We start from the raw sequence: 25896 nt of genomic DNA on the forward strand, positions 1-25896 counted from the left end.
TAAGGGAGAGGACAGTTTTCCGTTTGGAAAATTGCGCCGGCGAGGAGCGAAATAATGACTGATTTAACCAATAGTCCCAAGCTTGACAGTTTCTGGATGCCGTTTACGGCAAACCGCCAGTTCAAATCTGCGCCACGTATGCTGGCTACAGCTGAAGGCATGTATTACACGGATGTGGACGGCAATTCCGTGCTGGACGGTACTGCGGGTCTGTGGTGCGTCAATGCCGGTCATGGTCGCAAGCAGATTGCCAGCGCCGTCGAAAAACAGCTTTCGACGATGGATTTCGCACCGACATTCCAGATGGGGCACAATATTGCGTTCGATTTTGCCACCCGCCTTGGTGAAATTGCACCGCGCGGCGACGGCAAAATTCTCGACCGTGTGTTCTTCACCGGTTCCGGTTCAGAATCCGTTGATACCGCTCTGAAAATTGCCATTGCCTATCAGCGCGCTATTGGTCAGGGCACACGCACCCGTGTGATCGGGCGTGAGCGCGGCTATCATGGTGTAGGCTTCGGCGGTATTTCCGTCGGTGGTCTGGTCAATAACCGCCGCGTGTTTCCGCTGCTGCCGGGGGCTGACCATCTGCGTCATACCCATGATCTTGAGAAAAATGCTTTCAGCAAAGGTCAGCCGGAATACGGTGCCGAACTGGCGGATGATCTGGAGCGCATGGTCGCGCTGCATGGTGCGGAAACCATTGCCGCAGTGATTGTGGAGCCGCTGGCCGGTTCCACCGGTGTGCTGGTGCCACCAAAAGGTTATCTGGAACGCCTTGCAGCGATTGCCAAGAAACATGGCATTCTGCTGATTTTTGATGAAGTGATCACCGGTTTCGGTCGTCTTGGCTCGCCATTCGCATCAGATTATTTTGGTGTGACGCCGGATCTGATCACCACCGCAAAAGGCCTGACCAACGGCGCTATTCCGATGGGCGCTGTTTTTGCCAGCCGCCATGTTTATGATGGTCTGATGCATGGGCCGGAAGGTGCGATTGAACTGTTCCACGGCTATACTTATTCCGGTCATCCGGCAGCCTGTGCAGCAGGGATTGCAACGCTGGATATTTATGCGGAAGAAGGGCTGCTGACCCGCGCCGCCGAACTGGCAGATGACTGGCAGGAAGCGATCCATTCGCTGAAATCCGCGAAGAATGTTATTGATATCCGTACGCTCGGACTGGTGGCCGGTATTGAACTGTCTTCGCGTGACGGTGCCGTTGGTGCACGCGCCTATGATGTGTTCACCGATTGCTTCAGGAAGGGTCTGCTGATCCGCGTGACAGGTGATGTGATTGCCCTTTCACCACCTCTGATTGTCAGCAAAGAAGAGATCGGCAAGATCGTCTCAATCCTCGGTGATGCGATCAACCGCGCATCGTGATCTTATAAGACATGAAAAAGCCCCGCACAGAAAGTTCTGCGCGGGGCTTTTGTATATGCTTAAATTATTTCGTGCTGTCAGTCTGAGGCGCCTCCTGCCACTTGTCCCAGCCGGTCAGAATGGTTTGTGCATAGGCTTTGCCGACGCGATAGGCATTGGTAGTCGCCAGTTTAAAACCGCCGGATTCTGATTTCAGCGATTCCAGAGCATCCTGATCTTCGCCCTGACGGTCAAAATTTGATGCAGTACGGAGCAGGGCAATACGGTCGAAATCCAGTTTGCCAGCTTCGGATGCACGTTTCAGTGCAGTCAGAGTAGCATTGTCTTCCATCTGTGAGGTGCAATAGGTGGCTTTGCCGTCAGTCAGCAGTTCAACCCATTTTTCCATGAACAGAGCCATTTTGATGCCGTGCCAATAGGTGTCGCTGGAGAGCGTATCACACATGCTGACGATCGGTGCGCCGGTTGCGATATCGCCCTTGTAATGTTTGCGATAGGCTTTCGCACCGTCACCATCCAGCAATTCCACATCTTTAGTTACGCTGAAAGCATAATCACTGAGCTTGGCATTGAGAGCATAAACTTCTGTACCGGCTGACCATTTGGCTTTTTCGGTCGGGTTGCTGGCACCAAGTGCGAAAGAACCGGTTTCCCATGTATCAGGAACTTCGCTCTGGTCAATGCGGTGGTTCAGATCGGCATCAACGGCGAATTTTGCCCAGTGAGCGGAGCCGAGGGTGCCGTGCTTCGGATCAACACCGGCAATACCGGCAATCAGAAAATAGGTTTTGGAGAGATCGAATTTTTCGCTGAGTGCCATGGCCGAGACCGAGCTTGCCGCATTGGCAAAGCCCATGGCGGTTGTCATGTGGCACAGACCTTCATCGGTGCAGTCAATATTCGGATATTCCGGATTAAGACCGGCCAGCTTGATCTGCTGCGTAAATTTCTCGCCCTCAGCCCAAGGTTTGGCTTCCTGACCGAACATGGTGATAACCATGACTTTCGGTGCGATTTTAGCTGTATCCTGCGCCAGAGCCGGAGCAGCCAGTGCGGCAGAAAATGTAATAGCGGTAAGAGCGGAGGCAGAGAGGAGAAGAGCGCGCAATTCTGAATACCTTCGATGATATGACATTGGTCAGTTTCATCCGTGGTGACAGGTGCGTTGCGATCATGAGCTGATCAGACTTTACCTGCTGGCCGGAAAGAAACTGATCTTGCGTCTTGTACGCGATCTGCTTTGAGAGCGAAACCGGAATCTCTGCCGAAAACTTGTCAAAAGCTTGTTTATCACAAGCAGAAGAGAGCTTCTGTGATTACACGATCTTCTTTGCCTGCAGAAAAGAATACAGTGGGATATTTCATCTCTGCTCGTAAAAAGAAATCAAATTCCAATAATTGCTGATCGTGGAAAATTATCCCTCTTGGAGATGGGGGAAACCGCTCCTATGATGCTGTTTTTAAACTGGTCAATGATCCCATGCTGCAAGTGCCTGCCTATATGCTCACAACCGGTCCGGTACCGGCCTATCCGGAAGTACTTCGGGCATTAGGGCAGCCGGTTTCTTATGATTATACGGATGCATTTCAGGCATTTTATCAAAGCGTGATTGAGAAGCTGGCGCAGGTCATGCGCACCGGCAACCAGCCGGTGATTATGCAGGGCGAGGCTATTCTTGGTATTGAGGCGGCAGCTGCGGGTCTGATCGCCCGTCAGGATGTGGTGCTTAATCTGGTATCGGGTGTCTATGGCAAAGGCTTTCGCCCCTGGGCTGCGCGCTACGGTCGTGAAGTCATTGAACTGGCAGTGGATTATGATGATGTGATCGATCCGCAGGCTGTAGAGGCTGCACTTAAACAGCGCCCTGACATCAGCATTATTGCCGTTTGCCATCACGATACGCCATCGGGCACGCTCAATCCTCTGGCGGAGATCGGTGCCATTGCCGCGCGTCATGGTGCTTATCTGATTGTCGATGCGGTCTCATCTTTTGGTGGCATGGATGTGCATCCTGAAGCTGTGTATGCGGATATTTTCATTACCTCTCCGTCCAAATGTCTGGGCAGTACACCGGGCCTGACACTGGCGGCAGTGAGTGATCGTGCATGGCAAAAAATGGCGGCGAACCCTGATGCACCACGGGCATCATTCCTGAGTCTTTTGGACTGGAAAGAGGCATGGCGTGCAGGCAATGCTTTTCCGGTAACGCCGTCGGTTGCGGAGATTTATGCTCTTAACGCAGCACTTGATCTTTATCTGGCGGAAGGCGCTGCAAATGTCTGGGCACGCCATGCCAAGACGGCGGTAATCGCCCGTGAGGGTGTCAAAGCGCTGGGGCTGGAATTATGGCCGCGTCAGGAAGCTTATGTATCACCGACTGCGACAGTGTTTAAAGTGCCGGATGGTATCAGCGATGTGACTTTGCGTGATCTGATGCTGCGCGACCATGATGTGCTGGTATCGCTTGGCCGCAAGGATACAGCTGGCAAGGTTTTGCGTATCGGGCATATGGGGGCATCAGCGCAACCGGAATTTGCGGCAAAGGCTGTTGAGGCTTTGGCCGGTGCATTGAAAAAACGTAAGATTTAAGCGGTTACAGAGGGACAGGGTATTATGACAAGATTGACACTGAATCGACGTGCTCTGCTGGCGGGAACTGCCGGTGTTGTGGCATTGTCTGTTCTGCCGCGTTTTGCTTTCGCACAAACGGCTGAAAAACAGGCCTCCGTTGAGCCGGTGCGCGGTGGTCGTCTGGTTGTGGCCGCGGATAGCGAACCGGCCAATCTCAATCCGGCAATTGTGGCCTCAAACGGCGTTTTCTATGTGGCGAGCAAGGTTGTCGAGACTTTGGCCGAGCAGGCTTATGTCGATGCCCAGCATCCGGATGGTTTGAAGCCATTGCTGGCGACCAGTTGGGAAGGCTCGGCAGATGGTTTGTCTGCCACATTCAAACTGCGTGAAGGCGTGACATGGCATGACGGCAAGCCGTTCACCTCTGCCGATGTGGCTTTCTCGGCGCTGGAAGTCTGGAAGAAACTGCAAAATCTTGGCCGCTCAGTTTTCAAAAATCTGCAAAATGTTGAGACACCGGATGAGCATACGGCTGTCTTCCGCTTTTCCGAGCCGACACCATTTCAGCTGATCCGTAATGCGCTGCCGGTAGTGACTTCGGTACTGCCGAAACATCTCTATGAAGACACGGATATTGCGAAAAACCCTGCTAATGAGAAACTGGTGGGCACGGGGCCGTTTGTCTATGGCGATCACAAACCGGGCGAATATTACCTGCTGAAGCGCAATGAAAATTATTGGGACAAACAAGCACCTGCGCTGGATGAGATTATCTATCAGGTACTGCCGGATCGCGCTTCTGCGGGCAATGCGCTGGAAGCAGACCAGATCCAGCTGGCCGCTTTCTCTGCTGTGCCGCTAGCTGATCTGGAGCGGATTGCCAAAGTGCCGGGGCTGAAAGTCTATGCCAATGGCTATGAGGCGCTGACCTATCAGCTCAGTGTCGAACTTAATCATCGCCGCAAAGAACTGGCTGATCTGAAAGTACGCCAAGCTATCGCCCATGCAATTGACAAGGATTTCGTGGTTAAGACGATTTTCCTTGGTTATGCCAAACCGGCGACAGGGCCGGTGCCGGCTTTTGATACGGTGTTTTATGCACCGGATACGCAGCAATATGCTTTTGATATTGCCAAGGCTGAAAGCCTGCTGGATGAAGCTGGTTATAAAAAAGGCGCTGACGGCATCCGCTTTAAGCTGAAGCTGCTGCCTGCACCATTTTTCAATGAAACCAAGCAATTCGGCGATTATCTGCGGCAGGCTTTGGTGAAAATCGGTATTGATGCTGTGATTGTTGCCAATGATTCACCGGCGCATCTCAAAGCGGTTTATACCGATCATGACTTTGATATTGCCGTGGCAACGCCGGTTTACCGTTCTGATCCGGCGATCTCGACGACAGTGCTGTTCCAGAGCGGATTACCGGCCGGTGCGCCATTCACCAACCAATATGGCTATAAGAATGAGGCGGTCGATGCACTGATTGCCAAGGGCGCAGTGACGCTTGATGATGGGCTACGTGCAGGCATCTATCAGGATTTGCAGCGTCTGGTGGCCGAAGACCTGCCGCTGATCAATGTCGCGGATTTCGCGTTCATTACGGTTGCAAGCGAACGCGTGCAGAATGTTTCGGATAATCCGCGTTGGGCGGTGTCCGGCTGGGCGAATACCGGTTTGCAAGAGTAACCCACAGTGCCGTTTCTCCTCCGCCGTCTTGCCAGCATCCTTCCGGTTCTGGGTATTGTTCTGGTGGGTAGCTTCCTCATTCTGGAAGCTGCCCCCGGCGATGCCGTGGATGCTTATGTGGCGCAGATGGGCGGGGCGGATGCGCAGCAGCTTGAAGCTTTGCGCCAGTCATGGGGGCTGGATCAGGGGCCGTTGCAGCGGTTCTTTGCCTATGTCACGGCGCTGTTCTCCGGTGATTTCGGCTGGTCTTCGGCTTTTCAGCGTCCGGTGCTGGATGTCATTCTGGAGCGGCTTCCGGCAACATTACTGCTGATGGGCGTATCGACATTTCTGGCATTCTTTGCCGGTTCTCTGCTTGGCATTGTGGCCGGTGCTAAACCGCATTCCAAACGTGACCGGTTGTTATCGCTGACCTCGCTGGCGCTTTATGCGGTGCCAGGTTTCTGGCTGGGTTTGGTGCTGGTCGTGATTTTCGGCGTAACATTGCGCTGGCTGCCAATCGGTGGACTGGAAACCATTGCATCGGGCAAAACAGGGTTGGCGAGAGCGGCGGATATCAGCCGTCATCTGATCCTGCCGGTTGCGGCACTTTCCAGTGTCTATCTCACGCTTTATCTGCGGCTGATGCGGGATCGTATGGCCGATCTGCATCGGGAAATGTTTGTGCAGGCGCTTAAAGCACGCGGTATTTCTTCGCGTCGGATCATTTGGCGACACATTGCCCGTAATGCTGTGTTGCCGGTGGTGACAATGTTAGGTCTGCAAGCTGGCGTGATGCTTGGCGGCAGTGTGGTGATTGAGAGTGTCTTTGCCATTCCGGGCTTCGGACGTCTCGCAGCAGAAGCCGTTGCCAAACGCGATACGGCCTTGTTGCTTGGTGTCATTCTGTTTGGTGCTTTTGCAGTGATCATTGCCAATCTGCTGGTTGATCTGGCCTATGAGCGGCTTGATCCGCGAGTGCGGAGCCAGCAGCAATGAGATTTTTTCAGACTTTAGACAGACAGGGCAAAGCCGGTATTGGCCTTCTTGTACTTTTAGGACTGATGGCGCTGTCTGCATCCTTACTGTTTGCCGGTGATCCGCTGGCGATTGCCGGAGAACCGTTGATCCGGCCATTCACCGATTCTGCCCATTGGCTGGGTACAGACCGGCTGGGGCGCGATGTGCTGGCAGGGCTGTTTCATGGCGCGCGGACGACTTTGCTGGTGGCACTGAGTTCTGCGGCGGCAGCACTGATCGCTGGTAGTCTGATCGGCACATTAGCTGGTTTTCTCGGCGGCTTCGCTGATAATGTGCTGATGCGGATCACCGAGGCATTTCAGACTGTGCCGGGCTTTTTGCTGGCGCTGGCGATGATCAACGTGCTGGGGCCAAGCATTCCGACGCTGATTATTGCAATCAGCATTGGTAGCTGGACACAGGCTGCGCGGGTGACACGGGCGGAGGTTTTGTCTCTGCGCGAGCGCGATTTCGTCGCCGCCGCCCGTACGCTGGGGCAGGGGCCGTTCTCCATTGCTTTTCGGGAAATCCTGCCCAATGCCTTTGGTCCTGCGGCATCGCTGGCAGCCGTATCAGTTGCGGCGGCTATTCTGATTGAGGCCTCACTGGCCTTCTTAGGCTTTGGCGATCCGAACAGTGTGACATGGGGCACAATGATTGCTGAGGGGCGCAGTGCACTGCGCTCCGCTCCTTATCTATCCATCATTCCGGGGCTGGCATTGGTGGTGACTGTTTTGGCTGTGCATCTCACCGGACAGGCACTGACACGCCGACCGCAATCGTCAAGGGAGCGCAGCAATGTCTGAGGTCTTTCTTGTCGTACAGGATTTGACGGTTCGCTATGGTGCGCAGCAGGTGTTGCAACCGGTCAGCTTTGAACTCATGCAAGGTGAAAGACTGGCACTGATCGGGGAGAGCGGTTCTGGTAAAACCACATTGGCTATGGCAATTGCAGGTCTCTTGCCTGCCAGTGCTAAAATTGCCGGTTCAATCCGCTTCCCGGCTTTAGCGCATGAGCCGCGTGCGGGGCGCGATATCGGCGTGGTGTTTCAGGATCCCGATGGGTCACTTGATCCGATGATGCGGGTGGGAGATCAGATTGCAGAAGTGATCGTCACGCATCTTAAAATTTCTTGGACCGAAGCACGTCAAAGAGCGGCAGAACTGATGCAGCAAGTGCAAATACCGGACAGTCAGCAGCGACTACGCAGCTATCCGCATGAATTTTCCGGCGGGCAGAAACAGCGCATTGCCATTGCCGCAGCTTTGGCTGCACAGCCGCAATTGCTGATTGCAGACGAGCCGACCAGTGCGCTGGATACGGTGGTACAAAATCATGTGGCACAATTGCTGGATGGTCTGGTGCGTGCGCAAGGACTGACAATGCTGTTTGTGACTCATGATATCGCGTTAGCTTCACAACTGGCCGATAGAATTGCTGTGCTTTATCGCGGGGAGCTGGTGGAACTCGGCACGGCTGAACAGGTGATCACCGCGCCGCAGCATGATTATACCAAAGCCTTGCTGGCAACCCATATCGGACTGGACTGGGTGAAGCAGCCACGCCTGCCTGAGATTGACGGTGTGTTATGAAAGAGGTTTTGCAGATTGCCGGTCTCAATAAGACCTTTGGTAAAGACCCTTCAAAAGGCTTGAAGAATATCAATCTCACGCTCCATGCCGGAGAGACATTGGCGCTGGTAGGGCGTTCCGGCTCTGGTAAAAGCACTTTGGCACGATTGATTATGCGCCTGAACGAGCCGGATAGTGGCAGGATTATTCTCAACGGCACGGATATGACAGCTCTTCAGGGCAGCGCGCTGCGGGAAAAACGGCCTCGATTCCAGATGGTGTTTCAGGACCCTCTGGCGGCTTTCAACCCGCGCCATACTATCAATCAGATTTTGCAGGTACCGCTGGCTTTGCATGGTAGTCAGCAAAACACCAAGCAGCAAATTGCTGACGTCCTGCAACGGGTTGGTCTGACTGCGGATATGGCTGACCGCTACCCGCGTGAACTCTCAGGCGGTCAGCGTCAGCGTGTGGCGATTGCCCGCGCGCTGTTGTGCAAGCCTGACTTGATTGTGCTGGATGAACCCGTATCGGCTTTGGATGTATCAGTGCGTGCGAAAATCCTTAATCTGCTGGCCGATTTACAGCGCGAAAATGGCATTGCCTATCTGTTTATCTCGCATGATCTGGCACTGGTACGGGCTTTTTGTGACCGGATGCTGGTGCTGCATGAGGGCGAGATTGTTGAACAGGGTGTACCGGATGACGTGCTGCAAAATCCGCAGACAGAACCGACACGGCAACTGGTCGATGCCGTGCCGAAACTGGCGTTTGAGGCTTTACGGCTTTAAAGCCTGATACAATGCCGTGTAGCGCTGATAGGCTGCCTCATAGGCCGCATGGTGTTTTTTGTCAGGTTCAATGGTTTTGATAATCTGCGGTGCAGTACAGATAGCCAGCGCATCGGCCTTTTCAGCCGCAATCATTCCAAGACGCGCCGCACCGAAAGCCGCGCCGAAATCACCGTCGGCAGGCAGGTGAACCGGCATGTTCAGAGCGGTGGCCAGCGCTTTTAGCCAATAGGCCGAGCGCGAGCCGCCGCCGATAGCCATGACACTTTCAAGTTTCGTACCGGCTTTTGCCAGAGCTACCAGATTGTCGCGGAAGGCGAAAGCCACGCCTTCAAGCACGGCTTGAGTGAGTGCCGCACGATTGTCGCTATGGCTGAGCCCTGTGAAACTGCCGCGGGTCAGGCTGTTATTATGCGGGGTGCGCTCGCCGGAAAGATAAGGCAGGAAACTCACGCCTGAAGGTGCCTGCAAATCATCGCCGAGTTCTTGCGTCAATGCCGCAGCTTCATGACCGGTGATGGTACTGTACCAGTTCAGGGCATCCGTTGCGGAAAGGATCACCCCCATCTGGTGCCATGTTTGCGGCAGAGCATGGCAGAAGGCATGGACGGCACTGTCAGGACGCGGCAGAAAACTGTCATTGGCGGCAAATAACACACCGGATGTGCCGAGTGAGGCAAAAGCCTGTCCTGCTTTTACCGTGCCGATACCACAGGCGGATGCTGCATTGTCACCGGCACCACCAGCAACTGCTACATTCGGTGCCATGCCCCATTGCCGGCACAGCTCTGCGCGCAATGTGCCGGAAATGTCCGTGCCTTCGACAAGGCGCGGCATCTGATTTTCATCTAGCTCTGTTGCTGTCAGCAGGTCAGCCGACCATTTGCGTTGTGCCACATCCAGCCAGGACGTGCCGGAGGCATCGGACATTTCGCTGACATGTTCGCCGGTCAGCCACAGACGCAGATAATCTTTCGGCAGCAGGATCTTTTTAATGTGGGCAAAAATCTCCGGTTCGTTTTCCTTCACCCAAAGCAATTTAGGCGCGGTAAAACCCGGAAAGACAATATTGCCGGTCAGGGCGCGAAATAGCGGATCAGCATCCAGTTGCGCAGCTTGGGCGTGGCTGCGTGTATCATTCCAGAGAATGGCGGGGCGCAGCACTTGATCCTGCTCATCCAGCAGAACCGCGCCATGCATCTGGCCGGAAAGGCCGATGCCACGCACATTCTTGAGCGCAGTGCCATGTTCTGCTTTTAGCCGGGTGATTGCTGCTTCTGCAGCTTTTATCCAATCTTGCGGCTGTTGCTCAGACCAGCTTTGATGCGGACGGGAGACATGGAGTTCTGCATGGGCAGAAGCGATAATTTTCTGCTCTTCATCAATCAGCAGTGCTTTGAGGCCGGACGTGCCGAGGTCAAGACCGAGATAAAATGCCATGCTGCTGATCCTGTGACTGGAATTGTGAACAGGCCGCAGCTAACGACAGAAACTTAATGCAGGCAATAGTTTTTATTCTTCATTGAGCGACATGCTTTCAATGGAGAATTCCATGCGATCAGCCGCAAAGCGTGTCGCTGAATATTCCACCGGCACGCCATTGGTATCGACATTGACCGATTGCGCCGTGAGCACAATCGCCCCCGGTGTGAGTTTCAGATGCAGCAGATCCTGCCCGTTGGCGTGTTGGGCGGAAATCAGTGTGGATTTGCGGAAATAATCCTCAATGCCCGATTGCTTCAGTGCTTTTGTGACTGAGCCGCTGGCCTTGTAAAATTCATCAAATTGCGGAAAACGCTGTTGGTCGAACCAGCTATCGGACATGGAAACCGGCTGACCATCGGCAATAGACAGGGTTTCAAAATAATGCACTTGCGCATTCTCATCGCTAAGCTGCAAAGCATGAGCGACTTCGGCTGAGGGCTTTTCAATCCTGTGTGACAGGATGATCCGCTCCTGCTGTGTGATCTGTTCGGCCAGACTGGTGGACATGCGCGTGCGCTTGCTGATGGGGTAGGTCAGGCGTTTGGCATTGGCGATAAAAGTCCCGCGCCCTTGCTCCGCCCGTAACACGCCTTCCTGTGTCAAAGCAGCAATAGCGCTACGCACCGTATGACGGTTGACACCAAAGCGGGCAGCCAGTGTCATTTCCGGCGGCAGCTTTTCGCCGCGCTTGAAATGTCCGTGTTTGATTTCCCTGCGAATTTCATCAGCGATCTGCCGCCAGACGGCCACGCCGCTGTTTCGGGCGATTTTTGTTGTCTCTGCCATTTAATTTGCCGCAGCCCCGCTGATTGTCATGTGCTTGTCACTAAGAGTGTTTAAGACAATAATTAATGTCTAGTTGTATAGATAAATAGACAATTTAGAGCGGTGTGTCAAATGAAGAATGAAACCGAGAATTTACCCGAAAAGCTGCAAGGCGAACGGCGCAAGGTTGCCGCTTTGCTGGCAAAGGCAGAATTGAAGGAGCTGGCTTCCTTCTGGAGCAATCAATCAGAGCAGCCACAGGTTGATGTACTGCGCGGCCCTGAAACCGGACTGGTGATGGTGCGCGGCCGTATCGGTGGCGGCGGAGCACCGTTCAATCTGGGCGAAACGACTGTGACCCGTGCAACAGTGCGCGTGTCTTCTGGCGCTTCCTCGGAAGGGCTGGTTGGTCACTCCTATGCGCTGGGTCGCGATCATGAAAAAGCGCGTCTGGCAGCGATTGCCGATGCTTTGTGGCAGGCGCCGCAGAGCCGCGGGATCGTTGAGCGTGATCTGTTGCAGAAAATTGCACAGCGTCTTGACGCGCGTGCCACACAGCGTCGCCGTGAAGCTGCGGCAACGAAAGTGGACTTCTTCACCATGGTTCGGGGAGACGACTAATGGCTTTTGATAATCAGGCTTTTGAAGGTGGTTTCACTGACGCCGTTTATGATGCGCAGACCTGTTTCCGCGCGTTGATGGATGCGCTGGCCAATCCGGGCACCATCCAGCCGCTGACGGCGGAGACGCAACCGCCATTGCCGCTGACACCGGAACTCGGTGCTATTGCGCAGGCATTGTTTGACCATGATACCAAGGTTTGGCTCGACAGTCGTTTGGCTGCAAGTAGCGCTGTGCGTGAATGGCTCGCATTCCAGACTGGCTTTGAGCTGGTTTCCGAAATTGGTGAGGCGAATTTTGCACTGGTCAGCGATGTTACTCAGATGCCGCCGCTGGATGTTTTTGCCAAAGGCACATCAGAATATCCTGATCGCTCAGCCACTATCGTTATGGCGATCGAGGGCTTTGCAGGTGCGCAGACTTTGCAGCTTCAGGGGCCTGGCATTGAGCATGTCCGTGACTTTGCACCAAGTGCTTTACCGGTACGTTTCAATGAACAATGGGCGGCCAATACGGCCTTGTTCCCGCGTGGTGTGGATCTGGTTTTTGCAGCGCCAAAAACTGTTGCCGCACTGCCGCGCAGTACCAAACTCATAAAAAACGGAAATTGAACCATGTATGTTGCAGTTAAAGGCGGTGAAGCCGCTATTCAGAATGCACATCAGTTGCTGGGTGACCGCCGCCGTGGTGACCGCTCAGTGCCGGCATTGCAGCTGGAACAGATTGTGGAGCAGCTGGGTCTGGCCGTTGACCGTGCCATGGCCGAGGGTGCGCTTTATGATCGTGAGCTGGCAGCGCTGGCAATCCGTCAGTCGCGCGGCGATCTGATTGAAGCGATTTTTCTGGTGCGTGCCTATCGCACAACTCTGCCACGTTTCGGCTATTCCGAGCCGCTTGATACAGCGCAGATGCTGACCGAGCGCCGCATTTCCGCAACCTTTAAAGACCTGCCGGGCGGCCAGCTTCTGGGCCCGACTTTTGATTACACCCATCGCCTGCTTGATCCTGAAATGGCTGGCGATCATCCGGTGGCACAAGGTGTGCAGCGTGATGATGAGACAGTCCGCGAAGACATGCCGCGTGTGACTGATATTCTCGGTGCCAATGGCATGATTGAGCCGGATGGCGAAATGCCGGAAGGTCATGTGCCGGGCGATCTGACCCGCGAGCCGTGGACATTCCCGATGGAGCGCGATCTGCGTTTGCAGGCTTTGGCACGTGGCGATGAAGGCTTCCTGCTGGCGCTGGGCTATTCCACACAGCGCGGTTATGGCCGTACGCATCCTTTCGTGGGGGAAATCCGCATCGGTGAAGTTGAAGTTGAACTGGATGTGCCGGAACTCGGCGGTCTGGTATCACTGGGCAGTATACAGGTCACCGAATGTCAGATGGTCAACCAGTTTGCCGGTTCTGCAACCCGTCCGCCGCAGTTTACCCGTGGTTATGGTCTGGTTTTTGGTCAGAGCGAGCGCAAGGCGATGTCGATGTCACTCTGTGACCGTGCACTGCGCACCGTAGAATTTGAAGAAGACATTACCGCACCGGCACAGGATGAGGAATTTGTGATTTCCCACTCCGACAATGTGCAGTCGACCGGTTTTGTCGAGCATCTCAAACTGCCGCATTATGTGGATTTTCAGGCTGAACTTGACCTTATCCGCCGTATGCGTGCCGAATATGCCAGCCACAATGCTGCTAATGATGCCCAGAAAGAAGCACAGAAGGAAGCCGCAGAATGAGCGTTCTGATGCAGTATAATTTTGCTTATCTTGATGAGCAGACCAAGCGGATGATCCGCCGTGCATTGCTTAAAGCCATTGCGGTGCCGGGTTATCAGGTGCCTTTTGCAAGCCGCGAAATGCCGATGCCTTATGGCTGGGGTACCGGTGGTGTGCAGGTGACTGCTGCGGTTTTGGGCGCTGACGACACGCTGAAAGTGATCGATCAGGGTGCGGATGATACCACCAATGCCGTGTCGATCCGTGCCTTCTTTGAAAAGACCGCACAGGTCAAAGTGACGACCCGCACGGAAGATGCAACGATCATCCAGACCCGTCACCGTATTCCGGAAGCGCCGCTCAAAGAAGGCCAGATCCTCGTCTATCAGGTGCCGATCCCTGAGCCGCTGCGCTTTCTGGAACCGCGCGAGACCGAAACGCGCAAAATGCATGCGCTGGAAGAATACGGCCTGATGCATGTCAAACTCTATGAGGATATTGCCCGCCACGGCCATATCGCCACGACCTATGCCTATCCGGTGAAAGTCGAGGACCGTTATGTGATGGATCCTTCACCGACGCCGAAATTCGACAATCCGAAAATGCATATGTCACCGGCTTTGCAGCTGTTTGGTGCAGGACGCGAGAAGCGTATTTACGCTCTGCCACCTTACACCAAAGTGGTTAGCCTCGATTTCGAAGATCATCCGTTTGAGGTGCAGAAATTTGCCCAGCCTTGCGCCATGTGCGGTGCCAAGGGCGTCTATCTCGACGAGGTGGTGCTGGATGACAAGGGCGGCAGCATGTTTGTCTGCTCCGATACCGATTATTGCGAAACACGACAGGCCGATGGTCACGTTGGCCATCTCTCCGCTGCAAGTCTGGAGGCAGCCCAATGAGCGATATAAATCATGATACGCCTTTGTTGCGTGTAAACGGACTGTCGAAATTTTATGGCAACCGCCTTGGTTGCAGCAATGTGTCCTTTGAACTGTATCCGGGTGAAGTGCTGGCGATTGTCGGCGAGAGCGGCTCCGGTAAGACGACACTGCTCAATTGTCTTGCCACACGCTTGCAGCCTTCTGTCGGCGCTGTGGAATACCGGATGCGTGACGGCCAGTTCCGCGATCTGTACCGGATGAGTGAGGCCGAGCGCCGGTTTCTGATGCGTACCGACTGGGGCTTTGTGCATCAGAACCCTTCTGATGGTTTGCGTATGACTGTTTCTGCCGGCGCCAATGTCGGCGAGCGTCTGATGGCTGTCGGTGACCGCCATTATGGTAAAATCCGTGAAACGGCGACCGACTGGCTTGGTCGTGTGGAAATCTCTGCCGACCGTATTGACGACCAGCCGCGTGCATTCTCCGGCGGTATGCGTCAACGCTTGCAGATCGCCCGCAATCTGGTGACCGCACCGCGTCTGATTTTCATGGATGAGCCGACCGGTGGTCTGGACGTATCCGTGCAAGCACGTTTGCTTGATCTGTTGCGCGGTCTGGTGGCCGATCTTGGTCTGGCTGCGATTGTTGTGACCCACGATCTGGCGGTGGCACGTCTGTTGTCGCATCGCATGATGGTGATGAAAGACGGCCATATTATCGAAGCCGGTCTGACTGACCGCGTGCTGGATGATCCGCAGGCACCTTATACGCAGCTGCTCGTTTCCTCGATTTTGCAGGTTTAATCATGACTATGCCCCTTATTGTTTCGGAAGTGGCAAAGAGCTTCACCATGCATTTGCAGGGCGGCGTTAAATTGCCGGTGGTGAATAATGTTTTCTTTGCTCTGAAAGCCGGTGAATGTGCTGTGCTTGGCGGCCCGTCCGGTGCCGGTAAAAGCTCTATCCTGAAAATGGTCTATGGTAATTACGCCGTGGACGAAGGCCAGATCATTCTGCGCCATCACGGCAAACAGATTGATATTGCTTCGGCTGATCCGCGCACGGTTATGGCTGTGCGCCGCGATACGATTGGTTATGTCAGCCAGTTTTTGCGCACTGTGCCGCGTGTCAGCGCATTGAATGTGGTGGCTGATCCGTTATTTGCCCGTGGTGTTGACCGTGAGCAGGCACAGGATAAAGCGCGTGAATTGCTGGCCATGCTCAACCTGCCGCAGCGTCTGTGGGATCTGCCGCCAGCCACGTTCTCCGGTGGTGAGCAGCAGCGTGTGAATATTGCTCGTGGTTTCATCACTGATCATCCAGTGTTGTTGCTCGATGAACCAACTGCTTCGCTCGATGCCAAAAACCGTGAAGTTGTTATGGAATTGATCCGTCGCAAAAAAATAGAAGGCGTGGCGATGCTCGGTATTTTCCACGATGAAGATGTGCGTGAAGCCGTGGCCGACCGCATCATCGACGTGACCGAGTTTGCTCCGGGTTATGTGCGTCAGGGAGCAGATGCATGACCAGATTGTCAGAACAGCCGTTTATCCATCCGGATACGGAAATTTCCGACAGCACATTCGGCCGCTATACGGAAATTGGTACCCGTTGTCGTATTTCTGAAACGGAAATGGGTGACTATTCCTATATTGAGCGCGACGGTATGGTCTGGTGTGCCAAGATCGGTAAATTTGCCAATATTGCCGCTTCGGTGCGTATCAATGCCACCAACCACCCAATGTGGCGCGCAACCCTGCATCACTTCACCTATCGTGCCAATGATTACTGGCCGGATGCCGAACAGGAAGCAGATTTCTTTGAATGGCGTCGCGCCCATGAAGTGACCATTGGTCATGATACATGGCTGGGGCATGGTGTAACCGTTCTGCCTGGTGTTAAAATCGGTAATGGTGCGGTCATCGGTTCCGGTGCGGTCGTTTCCAAAGATGTCGCGCCTTATACGATTGTCGGCGGCGTACCTGCCAAACTCATTCGTCAGCGTTTTTCAGATGCGATTGTTGAGCGTCTGGAAGCTCTGGCATGGTGGGACTGGGATCATCAGCGCCTGCGTGATGCATTGGATGATTTCCGCAAGCTTGAAATTGAAGCTTTTCTTGAAAAGCACGGCGGCTGATAGCCAAACTGCTGAATCCAATTGCAGAACAGAGCCGCCGGAATTTCCGGCGGCTTTTTTGTCAAAAATCTGATTCAGAACTTTCATGGAAGTGTAATCTAACTTACATTTTCATTTCATATCACGCGCCTAATTTCGCAGGGAAATTGATAGAGGGCGCTGATGCTGAAGCTTGAAAATGTAACCCGTCGTTTTGGCGGCAATACTGCGGTTGCAGATGTTAATCTGGAAATTCCGCAGGGCCAGATGGTGGGTATCATTGGCGCATCCGGTGCCGGTAAATCCACTTTGTTGCGTATGATTAATCGTCTGATTGATACATCGGACGGTTCTATCGTTTTCAAAGATCAGGACGTGTCGCGTCTGCGCGGTTCCGAGCTGCGCCGCTGGCGCAGCGATTGTGCAATGATTTTCCAGCAGTTCAATCTGGTACCGCGCCTCGATGTGCTGACCAATGTGCTGCTTGGGCGTCTTAATCAGCGTTCCACTGTGAAGAGCCTGATGGGTATTTTTTCCCGCGAGGAGCGTGCGCAGGCTATCGCCAATATTGAGCGTCTGGATATTGTCAAAACTGCTTTGCAACCGGCGGGTACACTTTCCGGTGGTCAGCAGCAGCGTGTGGCGATTGCCCGTGCGCTGATGCAGAACCCGAAGGTTATTCTCGCAGATGAACCGATTGCCTCGCTGGATCCGCGCAATGCGCAGGTGGTGATGAGTGCGCTGCGCGACATCAATAAGCGCGAAGGCCTGACGGTTATCACCAATCTTCACACGCTGGATACCGCACGCACCTATTGCGACCGGATCATCGGTATGCAGGGCGGACGCGTTGTATTCGACGGAACACCGGCCGAGCTCACACAACTGGCAGCGCGCCGCATTTATGGTGCTGAGGCCGATGATGAAAGCTTCTCGGAAGCGGTGACTTCAACCGCTCTGGAGCAGCCTGCACCGGAAGCTCCGGTCAGCCCGCAAGTGGCACGACAGGTCGCAAAGCTCGTTGCAGACGCACAGTAACACTCATCCAAAACCAAACGATAATCGTTTAACAGGAGAATGGTTCATGACCTTCAAGAAGCTTTTGCTCGGCGCCGTTGCGCTGTCCGCAGTGGCAACCGCAACCGCAGCGCAGGCAGATAAGCCTGAAGTGTTCCGCGTTGGTATTATCGGCGGCGAAAACGAAGCTGACCGTCTGCGCAATTACCAGTGTATTGCTGACAATCTGCCAAAGGCAATCGGCGTTAAGGAAGTCAAGCTGTTCCCTGCTGCTGATTATGATGGCGTTATTCAGGGTCTGCTCGGCGGCACATTGGATTATGCAGAGCTTGGTGCGTCCGGCTTTGCCAAAATCTATCTGACCAAAGAAGATGCCGTTGAGCCGATCCTCACAACCGAACAGACTGACGGTTCGACCGGTTATTATTCGATCATGGTTGCCCGCAAAGACAGTGGCATCAAGACAATTGCCGATATGAAAGGCAAGAAGCTTGGTTTTGCTGATCCGGATTCCACTTCCGGTTATCTCATTCCGGTAACTTCGCTGCCAAAAGACCTCGATGGCGCGACAGTTAAAGATTATTTTGGTGAAACCGGTTTTGGCGGCGGCCATGAAAATCTGGTTCTCGCCGTTAAAGACGGCAAGTTTGATGCTGGTACGACCTGGGGTTCAGGTGTTGGCAGCTTCGACGAAGGTTACTCTTCCGGCAACCTGCGCAAGATGGTTGATAAGGGTCTGGTCGATATGAAAGACTTCAATGAAGTCTGGAAATCTCCGCTGATCCCGAATGGCCCTGTTGTTATCCGCACAGCGATTGATGCTGACATGAAGGCCAAGTTCAAAGCCTTTATGATGGATATGCCAAAGAATGACCCTGAATGCTTCGCTGCTATCATGGGCGGTGATTTCAAATCCTATATCGAAGTGAACAAAGATTTCTACCAGCCGGTTATCGACGCACGTAAGTCGCAGATCGGTCAGTAAGATTAAGTTGCGGCCAGTGTCAAAGAATGATGCTGGCCGCATTTTTGTATCCTTTTTAGGCGGGCCCGATGACCCATACTGTTTCTAAGCCATCCCTGTCCGGTGAAGCCGCTTTGGTTGAGCAGCACTGGCGGGAGCTGTCCTCCCGACGCCGTACCTATACACTGCTGATTATCGGTGGTTTGTTGCTGGCACTTTCCGCATCTTTGTGGTTCGCCAATGAAAGCAATGCCGGTAAATTCTGGGAGCGTCTGCCGCATTTCTTCGATTTCGTCGGTGATATGGTGCCGCGTGACGGCTGGGAAGTATGGCGGGCTCTGTTTGATCTGCCGTCACCTTATTTTGACGGTAGCCAGAAATATGATTATGAGGCAGGCCGCGTCTATCTGTTCGGCAGCGGTTTCTATATTCCTGAATATTTCTACAAGATGCTGGAGACGCTCAATATTGCCATGATGGCAACTTTGATCGGCTTTTTCTTTGGTTTCATCCTGTGCTTCCTTGCCGCTAAAAACCTGACAACCAGCCGTGCGCTGCGTTTCTTCGTGCGCCGTTATATGGAAATCCTGCGTGCTTTCCCTGAAATCGTGATTGCCGGTTTCTTTGCTGCCATTCTATCGCTGGGGCCAATTCCTGCGATTTTTGCGGTTGGTATTCATACGATCGGTGCGCTGGGTAAGCTGTTTTTCGAAGTGGTTGAGAATGCCGATATGAAGGCCGAGGAAGGTCTGCGTGCCGTCGGTGCCAACTGGTTTGAGCGTGTCGGCTTCGGCATTGTGCCGCAAGTCATGCCGAACTTCATGTCCTACGCCTTCCTGCGTTTCGAGATTAATGTCCGTGCATCCACCATTATTGGTGCGGTTGGCGGCGGCGGTATCGGTGAGGCATTGCGCCTGTCGATCGGTCATGGCCATCAGGCAAAAACACTGGCGATTGTGTTTCTGCTGCTCGTTACAATCATTGCGGTGGATCAGACCTCTGCATGGCTGCGCGGCCGTCTTGTCGGCGCTCAGGCCTTTCAGTTCGGAGCGTAAAAAATGACAGCTTTGACTTTAAACGCCGCTCAGATTACTGATTACGAAAACCGCTATCCGCAGGTCTTTCGCCGCCCGTTTTCCAAGCGCTATACATTGCCGCTGATCGGTTTGGGCATTGTGCTCTATATGGCTTATAGCTGGTGGTTCTTTGCCATTGGTACAGTGCTGTCGGAAGGTCAGTGGGATCGTGCCGGAATTACTGCCCGTCAGTGGTATTCCTATGAAGTGCGCCCGACTATTCGCCTAAACACTGGTTTGAATGGTGATGAAGCAAAAGTAACCTATCCGCGCTTTTCGGTGCTGGGTAAAAATCCTGATCCGGATTGGGTGCAGCAGGCCAATGGCCGTATCAGTGTGACTTTCGGCAGCTCTGAAGCGCTGCATCTCAGCGGCAATACGGTTGTCGTGGAGCATAGCGGCGAAGTGCTGAATGTGCGCATTGATGCTGATGCTGCCCGACCTGTTGATGATAAGCCGCTGCCGTCATGGGCAGTGCTGAAAAATGATGAAGTGCAGGTCGATTTCGGCTTCTCCGGTTCGGTTCGTATCATGCCGGAGCGCATCACCGTTAATCGCCGTTTCTTCGGCTGGCCGAACTTTGTATTCGATACCAATTCGCCATTCTGGGGCAAATCAGCTGGTGAGGTCGCCTCGCTGATCGTCTCCGGTGAGCGTATCAAACCGGAAATGTCCAATCTGTCGCTGGCTTTTGACAATATCTGGAATAATGCGGAATGGCAGCATGGCGATGTCTGGATCAAGATGTTGCAGACGATTGTCATGGCTTTTGTCGGTACGCTGTTTGCCGGTATGCTCGCGCTGCCGCTGGCTTTCATCGCCGCGCGTAATATTACGCCGAACTTCTTTGCCAATCAGATTACCAAGCGCCTGTTCGACTTCCTGCGCTCAGTTGATATGTTTATCTGGGCGCTGTTCTTCACCCGTGCTTTCGGACCGGGACCACTGGCTGGTATCTCGGCGATCTTCTTCACCGATACCGGTACGCTGGGTAAACTCTATTCGGAAACGCTGGAAAATATCGACGATAAACAGCGTGAAGGTGTGAAATCGGTTGGTGCATCACCGGCGAATGTGCAGCGCTACGGTGTTATTCCGCAGGTAATGCCGGTATTCCTCAGTCAGATGCTGTATTTCTGGGAGTCCAATACCCGTTCGGCAACAATTATCGGTGCGGTTGGTGCCGGTGGTATCGGTCTGAAACTTTGGGAAGCCATGCGCACCAACTCCAATTGGGCAAACGTTGCCTATATGGTGATCCTCATTCTGATTGTGGTGTTTGTATTTGATGCCATTTCCAATGCGCTGCGTTCACGTTTGACCGGTGATCGCCGCGTCTCACAGAAATGAGACAAAAACTTCAAATCAGCGTTGTCTGATTGTCACAAAACTCCTGTAGGCCACAGCTGTCCTGCATGATCACAGCGATCATGCAGGACAGTTTTGGTTAGCAGGAAAATTCCGATGACACGCGACACGCGCCCTTCCGATATCGTTTTTAAAAATGCCCGCATCATCCTCGAGGATGAAGTTATCACCGGCACGATCCAGATTCGTGACGGAAAAATCGCTGATATCAGCTCTGGCAATGGCATTAGCGGTGAAGATTTCGGTGGCGATTATCTGATGCCGGGTGTTGTGGAACTGCATACCGACCATCTTGAACAGCATTATGCGCCACGCCCGAAAGTGCGCTGGAATGCCGATGCGGCACTGATGGCGCATGATGCGCAGATTGCGGCTTCCGGTATCACCACAGTATTTGATGCCCTGCGCGTTGGTATGGATGGTGATATCGACATTAATTCTGACGACATGGTGCTTCTTGCTGATGCGATTGCTGATGGTCAGAACAACGGGCGTTTGCGCGCCGACCATTATTTGCATCTGCGCTGCGAAGTATCTTCCCCGAATTGCCTCGATGCGTTTGAATTATTTGAGCATAACCCTCAGGTGAAAATTGCCTCGCTGATGGATCATGCACCGGGGCAACGTCAGTTCGCCAGCCTCGAAGCCTATAAGACCTATTATATGGGCAAACAGAAAATGACACAGACGGAGTTCGAGGCTTATTGTGACCGTCGTCTGGCAGAATCTGCCGCCAATTCCGATCGTTTCCGTAAAGAAATTGCTGCCCGTTGTCAGGCGAAGGGCATTTCGCTTGCCAGCCATGATGATGCGACACTTGCCCATGTGGATGAAGCGATTGAGCAGGGTATTCATGTGGCAGAATTCCCGACAACACTGGAAGCAGCCAAAGCCTCGAAAGAAGCCGGTATGGCTGTACTGATGGGCGCACCGAATATCGTGCGCGGTTCATCCCATTCGGGCAATGTCTCGGCGCGTGATCTGGCTTCAGCCGGTCATCTCGATATTCTGTCGTCCGATTATATTCCTTTCAGCCTTGTGCAGGCGGTTTATACACTGCCGCAGCTGGTTGATGGCTATACGTTGCCGCAGGCGATCAATCTCGTTACCCGCAATCCCGCCAAAGCTGTCGGTTTTACAGACCGCGGAACACTTGCATCGGGCAAACGGGCTGATATGGTTCGCGTTCATATGCAGAATGCGATACCGGTGGTACGCTCAGTGTGGCGGGAAGGGCAGCGCGTGCTGTAAGCTGTGCTTGTAAATGACGGAATGAGTGAAATGACCGGTATTTTTGTTGCCGTTGTGGGGCCGAGCGGTGCGGGCAAAGACACAATCATCGACTATGCACGCACGCATTTGCCGCAGGATGGCAGCTATCATTTTGTGCGCCGCGTCGTGACCCGTGATGCCCATGGCAATACGGAAGATCATGATACACTGACGGAAACGGCATTTCTGGAAGCGGTTGAGCGGTCAGAATTCTGCATGCACTGGCAGGCACATGGCCTCTATTATGGTCTGCCTGCCTCGGTGGAGAAGGTGATTGAAAATGGCGGTGTGGTGATTGCCAATCTCTCGCGCAAAGTTCTGCCGCAACTGGCAGCGCGTTTCCCGCGTGTGGCGATTGCCCATATTACCGCAACTCCGGAAGTGCTGGCGCAACGCCTAGCTTCACGCGGGCGCGAAACACCGGAATCCATTGCGCTGCGTTTGCAGCGTCAGGAGCCGGTTGAAGCCGGTGATGTGCCGGTCTGGGTGATTGATAATTCCGGTGATGTGGCCTTGGCGGGTGAGGCTTTTACCAGCCAGTTGAATACCTGCCGCGGCTGAACCTGTGCTAATCACATTCTGAAAACAATTCAGGGCAGTTTCGGGAAAACGAAACTGCCCTGATTTTTATGGTTTTTCCGGTGCTGGTTTATCATCGTCATCCGGCAGGAAAATCCGGTTGGCGGCTCCGTCCATATCCTCATATTGCCCGCTTTTCAGTGACCATAAAAATGCTGCGAGCCACATGCCGCCCAAAAACAGGGCAATGGGTATGAGGAAAATCAATATATTCATAATCTCAGGCCTTTTGTCGCTTCAGCAGGCTTAAAGGAGAGGCTGTTTTCTGGCCTTGTTTTTTACCTGCCTTCAAGCGAAGGGCGTTGCTGACCACGAGGATCGAAGACAGCGACATGGAAAGCGCTGCAATCAGCGGCGTGACATAGCCGAACAGCGCAATGGGTACGGCAATAATATTATAGATCAGCGACAATGCAAAGTTTTGGCGGATCAGCTTGCCGGCTTCGCGGGAGATCGCCACCGCCAGCGGCACGGCGGTTAGGCTGTCATGCAGGAAGACGAAATCCGCAGCATTACGGCCAATATCCGCTGCCGTTGCCGGTGCCATCGACACATAGGCAGACATCAGCGCAGGCGCATCATTCAGCCCGTCACCAACCATCAGCACTTTATGGCCTTCATTGGTGCGCTCGGTCACCAATTCTGATTTATGGGCAGGCAGAATTTCTGCGCGGTATTTCTCAATACCAAGCTGACGGGCGAGGGCGCTGACTGTTTTTTCTTTGTCACCGGAGAGAATTTCAACGCTGAGTTTTTCATCTTTCAGCGCTTGCACAGAACGGGCCGCATCATCACGCGGGCTGTCTTCAAAGCGGAACGCTTCCAGCAAAATACCATTGCGGCTTAGTACGGTTTCAGTGCCGGTGCTGGCAGCTTCCTGTGAAGCATCTTCAACAGCCCAGTCACGGCGACCAAGACGATAAATATCCTGCCCCATACGGGCTTCGATACCCGCACCGCTGACCTCTTCAATCAGATCAAAACGGATGTTTTTTGCCGGATTGGTGAAGGCGGTCAATGCACGCGACAGCGGGTGACGCGAATAGAGTGCCAGTTCGGCGGCCAGTTCCAGCGCATTCTGATCGAGACTGCCGCGCTCCATGAGCTGCGGCTGACCGAGTGTCAGCGTGCCGGTCTTGTCAAACATCACACTGTCAATCTCAGCCATGCGTTCCATCGCGGAGCCGTCTTTGACCATGATGCCGTTTTCAAACAGGCGACGTGCGGCCACAACCTGCACAATCGGCACAGCCAGAGCCAAAGCGCACGGACAGGTGATAATCAGCGTAGTGATCGCGACATAGGTGGATTTGTACCAGTCGCCGCTCAGATAAAGCCAGACGACAAAAGCCAGAAATGCGGTGGTGTGAACAAGCGGCACATAAAGCGCGGAAGCACGGTCTGCGAGTTGGCGGTAACGGGCGCGGCCACCTTCTGCGGCATCCATCAGACGCACCATTTCCGCGAGGAAAGAACTATCAGCGGAAGCGGTGGCTTTAATCGTCAGCGGCGCGGTCAGGTTCATGGTACCGGCACGGATTTTTGACCCTTGCGTCACCGGAACCGGCACACTTTCACCGGTCGCAATGGAACAGTCGAGATCAGAACGGCCGCTCTCAACGATCGCATCGACAGGCACGCGCTCACCAACGGCCAGAATAATGCGCATAGACGGGCGGATATCTGCAATTGGCATGAAACTGTGCTGATTATCATCGCCGATCACCACGGCACCGCGTGCGGCCAGCTGGCTTAAGCCTTTCACAGCAGAGCGTGCACGTTCGCGCATAACATGATCCAGCGTGCGGCCGATCAGCAGGAAAAACAGCAATGTGGCCGAGGCATCAAAATAAGCATGCTGGCCGGAATTGAGCGTTTCATAAACACTCATTACAAAAGCAAGGGTGATCGCCAGCGAAATCGGCACATCCATATTGCTGCGGCCGTGTTTCAGCGCATTCCATGCAGACATATAGAAAATACGTCCAGAATAAACCAAAGTCGGCAGCGCAATCAGGCCGGAAAGCCAATGGAACATATCACGCGTTGCAGCATCCGCACCGGACCAGACCGATACGGAAAACAACATAATATTCATCGAGGCAAAACCGGCCACAGCGAGCGCGATCAGCAGGCGGGAAAGCTGCGGATCTTTATCATCACCCAGCTCAAAAATATGGGCGGGGTAACCGGCTCTCTGCAAAGCATCAATCACATGCGGCGGTTCAATCCCGTCTTTCCAGCGGACAGATACCCGTTTGGATGAAAGATTAACACGCGCATAACTGATTTCAGGCAAAGCATTCAGCGCAGTTTCAACAGTCTGAATGCACAAGCCGCAATGAACTGAGGGAACAGACAGGTCAAGCTGACGCTGACCATCGCCGAGTGTGCGGCTCGCCAGCAGTAATTCTTCCGGACGATAATCCGCAGCAGAAAACTGAATGCCGGAACCACAGCAACTCATTGTGCTGATCCTTGTGCCGGCTGGTTGTCTGCGGTGATGGTGAATTTACCACCGGCAATATTCACACGGTTGACCTGACGGTAAGGCAGATCAAGTCCGGCATAGGTATTGATTTCAACCACCCAGTTTCCGTCTTTCAGATCAGCTTCTGCGGTCAGAATATTATTGCCTGCAGGCATCAGGTTCAGGATCTGGTCTTCTTTTTCATTCACCGGCCTGCGGAAAACAGCCGTTGCACCAAGCGCTTTAACCGGCGCGCCATTGGCATCGGTCAGGCTATAGCTGACAATACCGTCTTTATAATCCAGATTTTGTTTCCAGTTGAGCGCGGCATGTTCTTTGCCGAGCTGGGATTTTTCATTAAATTCCTGACTGGCAACATAGGAGTTCTGAACAACAAGGCCGGACCAGCTGCGGATTGCTGATGTGGCCATGATAACATTCACGATAATAATCACCCCGAAGAAAGCGATCATAATCGCAAGCATATGCCAGCCGGTAAATTCGCGTCCCTGAGGGGCAGGGGAAGACGTATTTTGCTTGATCATCACGTTTCTCCGTT

Annotated in this window: 26 protein-coding genes; 20 read left to right on the forward strand and 6 right to left on the reverse strand. The window is 53.6% G+C overall.

What is annotated here, in order from left to right:
- The first annotated feature begins 54 nt into the window (after positions 1 to 54).
- A complete protein-coding gene (locus tag K1X45_RS12075; protein WP_220158952.1) occupies positions 55 to 1386 on the forward strand; it encodes an aspartate aminotransferase family protein in 1332 nt (443 codons plus the stop codon).
- A gap of 64 nt (positions 1387 to 1450) precedes the next feature.
- On the opposite strand, the gene K1X45_RS12080 is transcribed toward K1X45_RS12075, so the two are convergent.
- A complete protein-coding gene (locus K1X45_RS12080) occupies positions 1451 to 2521 on the reverse strand; it encodes a purine nucleoside permease (protein ID WP_220158953.1) in 1071 nt (356 codons plus the stop codon).
- 345 nt (positions 2522 to 2866) lie between these two features.
- On the opposite strand from K1X45_RS12080, the gene ppaT reads away from it, so the two are divergent.
- The 6 genes from ppaT to K1X45_RS12110 are packed head-to-tail and all read left to right on the forward strand — an operon-like array spanning position 2867 to position 9006.
- Positions 2867 to 3976: a pyridoxamine--pyruvate transaminase gene (ppaT, locus tag K1X45_RS12085; RefSeq protein WP_255560406.1), complete on the forward strand. Its 1110-nt coding sequence runs from the start codon at positions 2867 to 2869 to the stop codon at positions 3974 to 3976.
- Between the two features lie 24 nt (positions 3977 to 4000).
- Positions 4001 to 5644, forward strand: a complete 1644-nt coding sequence (locus K1X45_RS12090; RefSeq protein WP_220158954.1) for an ABC transporter substrate-binding protein — start codon at positions 4001 to 4003, stop codon at positions 5642 to 5644.
- Between the two features lie 6 nt (positions 5645 to 5650).
- Positions 5651 to 6622: an ABC transporter permease gene (locus K1X45_RS12095; protein ID WP_220158955.1), complete on the forward strand. Its 972-nt coding sequence runs from the start codon at positions 5651 to 5653 to the stop codon at positions 6620 to 6622.
- The gene (locus K1X45_RS12100; protein ID WP_220158956.1) at positions 6619 to 7449 is read left to right on the forward strand and encodes an ABC transporter permease; all 831 of its coding nucleotides are present in this window, start codon (positions 6619 to 6621) and stop codon (positions 7447 to 7449) included. Before K1X45_RS12095 ends, K1X45_RS12100 begins: the two co-directional genes overlap by 4 nt.
- Positions 7442 to 8236, forward strand: coding sequence for an ABC transporter ATP-binding protein (locus K1X45_RS12105; RefSeq protein ID WP_220158957.1), 795 nt, complete (start codon positions 7442 to 7444; stop codon positions 8234 to 8236). Before K1X45_RS12100 ends, K1X45_RS12105 begins: the two co-directional genes overlap by 8 nt.
- Positions 8233 to 9006: an ABC transporter ATP-binding protein gene (locus K1X45_RS12110; RefSeq protein WP_220158958.1), complete on the forward strand. Its 774-nt coding sequence runs from the start codon at positions 8233 to 8235 to the stop codon at positions 9004 to 9006. Before K1X45_RS12105 ends, K1X45_RS12110 begins: the two co-directional genes overlap by 4 nt.
- Here K1X45_RS12110 and xylB read toward each other — a convergent pair.
- Complete coding sequence (gene xylB / locus K1X45_RS12115) at positions 8995 to 10446, reverse strand: xylulokinase (protein WP_220158959.1); 1452 nt, start codon at positions 10444 to 10446, stop codon at positions 8995 to 8997. The genes K1X45_RS12110 and xylB overlap by 12 nt on opposite strands.
- Before the next feature lie 72 nt (positions 10447 to 10518).
- Entirely contained in the window at positions 10519 to 11277 is a 759-nt protein-coding gene (gene phnF / locus K1X45_RS12120) for a phosphonate metabolism transcriptional regulator PhnF (protein WP_220158960.1), read from the reverse strand.
- Positions 11278 to 11388: 111 nt separating this feature from the next.
- Between phnF and phnG the strand changes: the two genes are divergently transcribed.
- From phnG to phnN, 13 genes are all read left to right on the forward strand, one after another.
- Complete coding sequence (gene phnG / locus K1X45_RS12125) at positions 11389 to 11877, forward strand: phosphonate C-P lyase system protein PhnG (protein WP_220158961.1); 489 nt, start codon at positions 11389 to 11391, stop codon at positions 11875 to 11877.
- Positions 11877 to 12488 (forward strand): phosphonate C-P lyase system protein PhnH, encoded by a 612-nt coding sequence (gene phnH / locus K1X45_RS12130; protein WP_220158962.1) that lies wholly within the window; start codon positions 11877 to 11879, stop codon positions 12486 to 12488. Before phnG ends, phnH begins: the two co-directional genes overlap by 1 nt.
- Positions 12489 to 12491: 3 nt before the next feature.
- Complete coding sequence (locus K1X45_RS12135) at positions 12492 to 13616, forward strand: carbon-phosphorus lyase complex subunit PhnI (RefSeq protein ID WP_220158963.1); 1125 nt, start codon at positions 12492 to 12494, stop codon at positions 13614 to 13616.
- The gene (locus tag K1X45_RS12140; RefSeq protein WP_022710286.1) at positions 13613 to 14494 is read left to right on the forward strand and encodes an alpha-D-ribose 1-methylphosphonate 5-phosphate C-P-lyase PhnJ; all 882 of its coding nucleotides are present in this window, start codon (positions 13613 to 13615) and stop codon (positions 14492 to 14494) included. The genes K1X45_RS12135 and K1X45_RS12140 overlap by 4 nt, the downstream gene beginning before the upstream one ends.
- The gene (gene phnK, locus K1X45_RS12145) at positions 14491 to 15279 is read left to right on the forward strand and encodes a phosphonate C-P lyase system protein PhnK (protein ID WP_022710285.1); all 789 of its coding nucleotides are present in this window, start codon (positions 14491 to 14493) and stop codon (positions 15277 to 15279) included. The genes K1X45_RS12140 and phnK overlap by 4 nt, the downstream gene beginning before the upstream one ends.
- A 2-nt stretch (positions 15280 to 15281) precedes the next feature.
- Positions 15282 to 16001: a phosphonate C-P lyase system protein PhnL gene (phnL, locus tag K1X45_RS12150; protein ID WP_220158964.1), complete on the forward strand. Its 720-nt coding sequence runs from the start codon at positions 15282 to 15284 to the stop codon at positions 15999 to 16001.
- Positions 15998 to 16612: a DapH/DapD/GlmU-related protein gene (locus K1X45_RS12155; RefSeq protein WP_022710283.1), complete on the forward strand. Its 615-nt coding sequence runs from the start codon at positions 15998 to 16000 to the stop codon at positions 16610 to 16612. The genes phnL and K1X45_RS12155 overlap by 4 nt, the downstream gene beginning before the upstream one ends.
- A gap of 162 nt (positions 16613 to 16774) precedes the next feature.
- A complete protein-coding gene (gene phnC / locus K1X45_RS12160) occupies positions 16775 to 17629 on the forward strand; it encodes a phosphonate ABC transporter ATP-binding protein (protein WP_220158965.1) in 855 nt (284 codons plus the stop codon).
- A gap of 46 nt (positions 17630 to 17675) precedes the next feature.
- Entirely contained in the window at positions 17676 to 18593 is a 918-nt protein-coding gene (gene phnD, locus K1X45_RS12165; RefSeq protein WP_116086465.1) for a phosphonate ABC transporter substrate-binding protein, read from the forward strand.
- 68 nt (positions 18594 to 18661) lie between these two features.
- The gene (gene phnE / locus K1X45_RS12170) at positions 18662 to 19627 is read left to right on the forward strand and encodes a phosphonate ABC transporter, permease protein PhnE (RefSeq protein WP_116086467.1); all 966 of its coding nucleotides are present in this window, start codon (positions 18662 to 18664) and stop codon (positions 19625 to 19627) included.
- A 3-nt stretch (positions 19628 to 19630) separates the two neighbouring features.
- Positions 19631 to 20998, forward strand: a complete 1368-nt coding sequence (gene phnE, locus K1X45_RS12175) for a phosphonate ABC transporter, permease protein PhnE (RefSeq protein WP_220158966.1) — start codon at positions 19631 to 19633, stop codon at positions 20996 to 20998.
- A gap of 114 nt (positions 20999 to 21112) precedes the next feature.
- Positions 21113 to 22267 (forward strand): alpha-D-ribose 1-methylphosphonate 5-triphosphate diphosphatase, encoded by a 1155-nt coding sequence (locus K1X45_RS12180; RefSeq protein ID WP_220158967.1) that lies wholly within the window; start codon positions 21113 to 21115, stop codon positions 22265 to 22267.
- A gap of 30 nt (positions 22268 to 22297) precedes the next feature.
- Entirely contained in the window at positions 22298 to 22849 is a 552-nt protein-coding gene (gene phnN / locus K1X45_RS12185) for a phosphonate metabolism protein/1,5-bisphosphokinase (PRPP-forming) PhnN (RefSeq protein ID WP_255560407.1), read from the forward strand.
- Between the two features lie 66 nt (positions 22850 to 22915).
- Here the strand turns inward: phnN and ccoS are convergent, their stop codons facing one another.
- From ccoS to K1X45_RS12200, 3 genes are read right to left on the reverse strand one after another with little or no spacing between them, the layout of a single operon-like run.
- Positions 22916 to 23083 carry a cbb3-type cytochrome oxidase assembly protein CcoS gene (gene ccoS, locus K1X45_RS12190; RefSeq protein ID WP_075654168.1) on the reverse strand — a complete coding sequence of 56 codons (168 nt, stop codon included), beginning with the start codon at positions 23081 to 23083 and terminating at the stop codon, positions 22916 to 22918.
- A gap of 4 nt (positions 23084 to 23087) precedes the next feature.
- Positions 23088 to 25334: a cation-translocating P-type ATPase gene (locus tag K1X45_RS12195; protein WP_220158969.1), complete on the reverse strand. Its 2247-nt coding sequence runs from the start codon at positions 25332 to 25334 to the stop codon at positions 23088 to 23090.
- Positions 25331 to 25882, reverse strand: a complete 552-nt coding sequence (locus K1X45_RS12200; RefSeq protein ID WP_220158970.1) for a FixH family protein — start codon at positions 25880 to 25882, stop codon at positions 25331 to 25333. Before K1X45_RS12200 ends, K1X45_RS12195 begins: the two co-directional genes overlap by 4 nt.
- Positions 25883 to 25896: the final 14 nt, after the last annotated feature.

The organism is Pseudochrobactrum sp. Wa41.01b-1 (assembly GCF_019464455.1).
GTDB lineage: Bacteria > Pseudomonadota > Alphaproteobacteria > Rhizobiales > Rhizobiaceae > Pseudochrobactrum > Pseudochrobactrum saccharolyticum.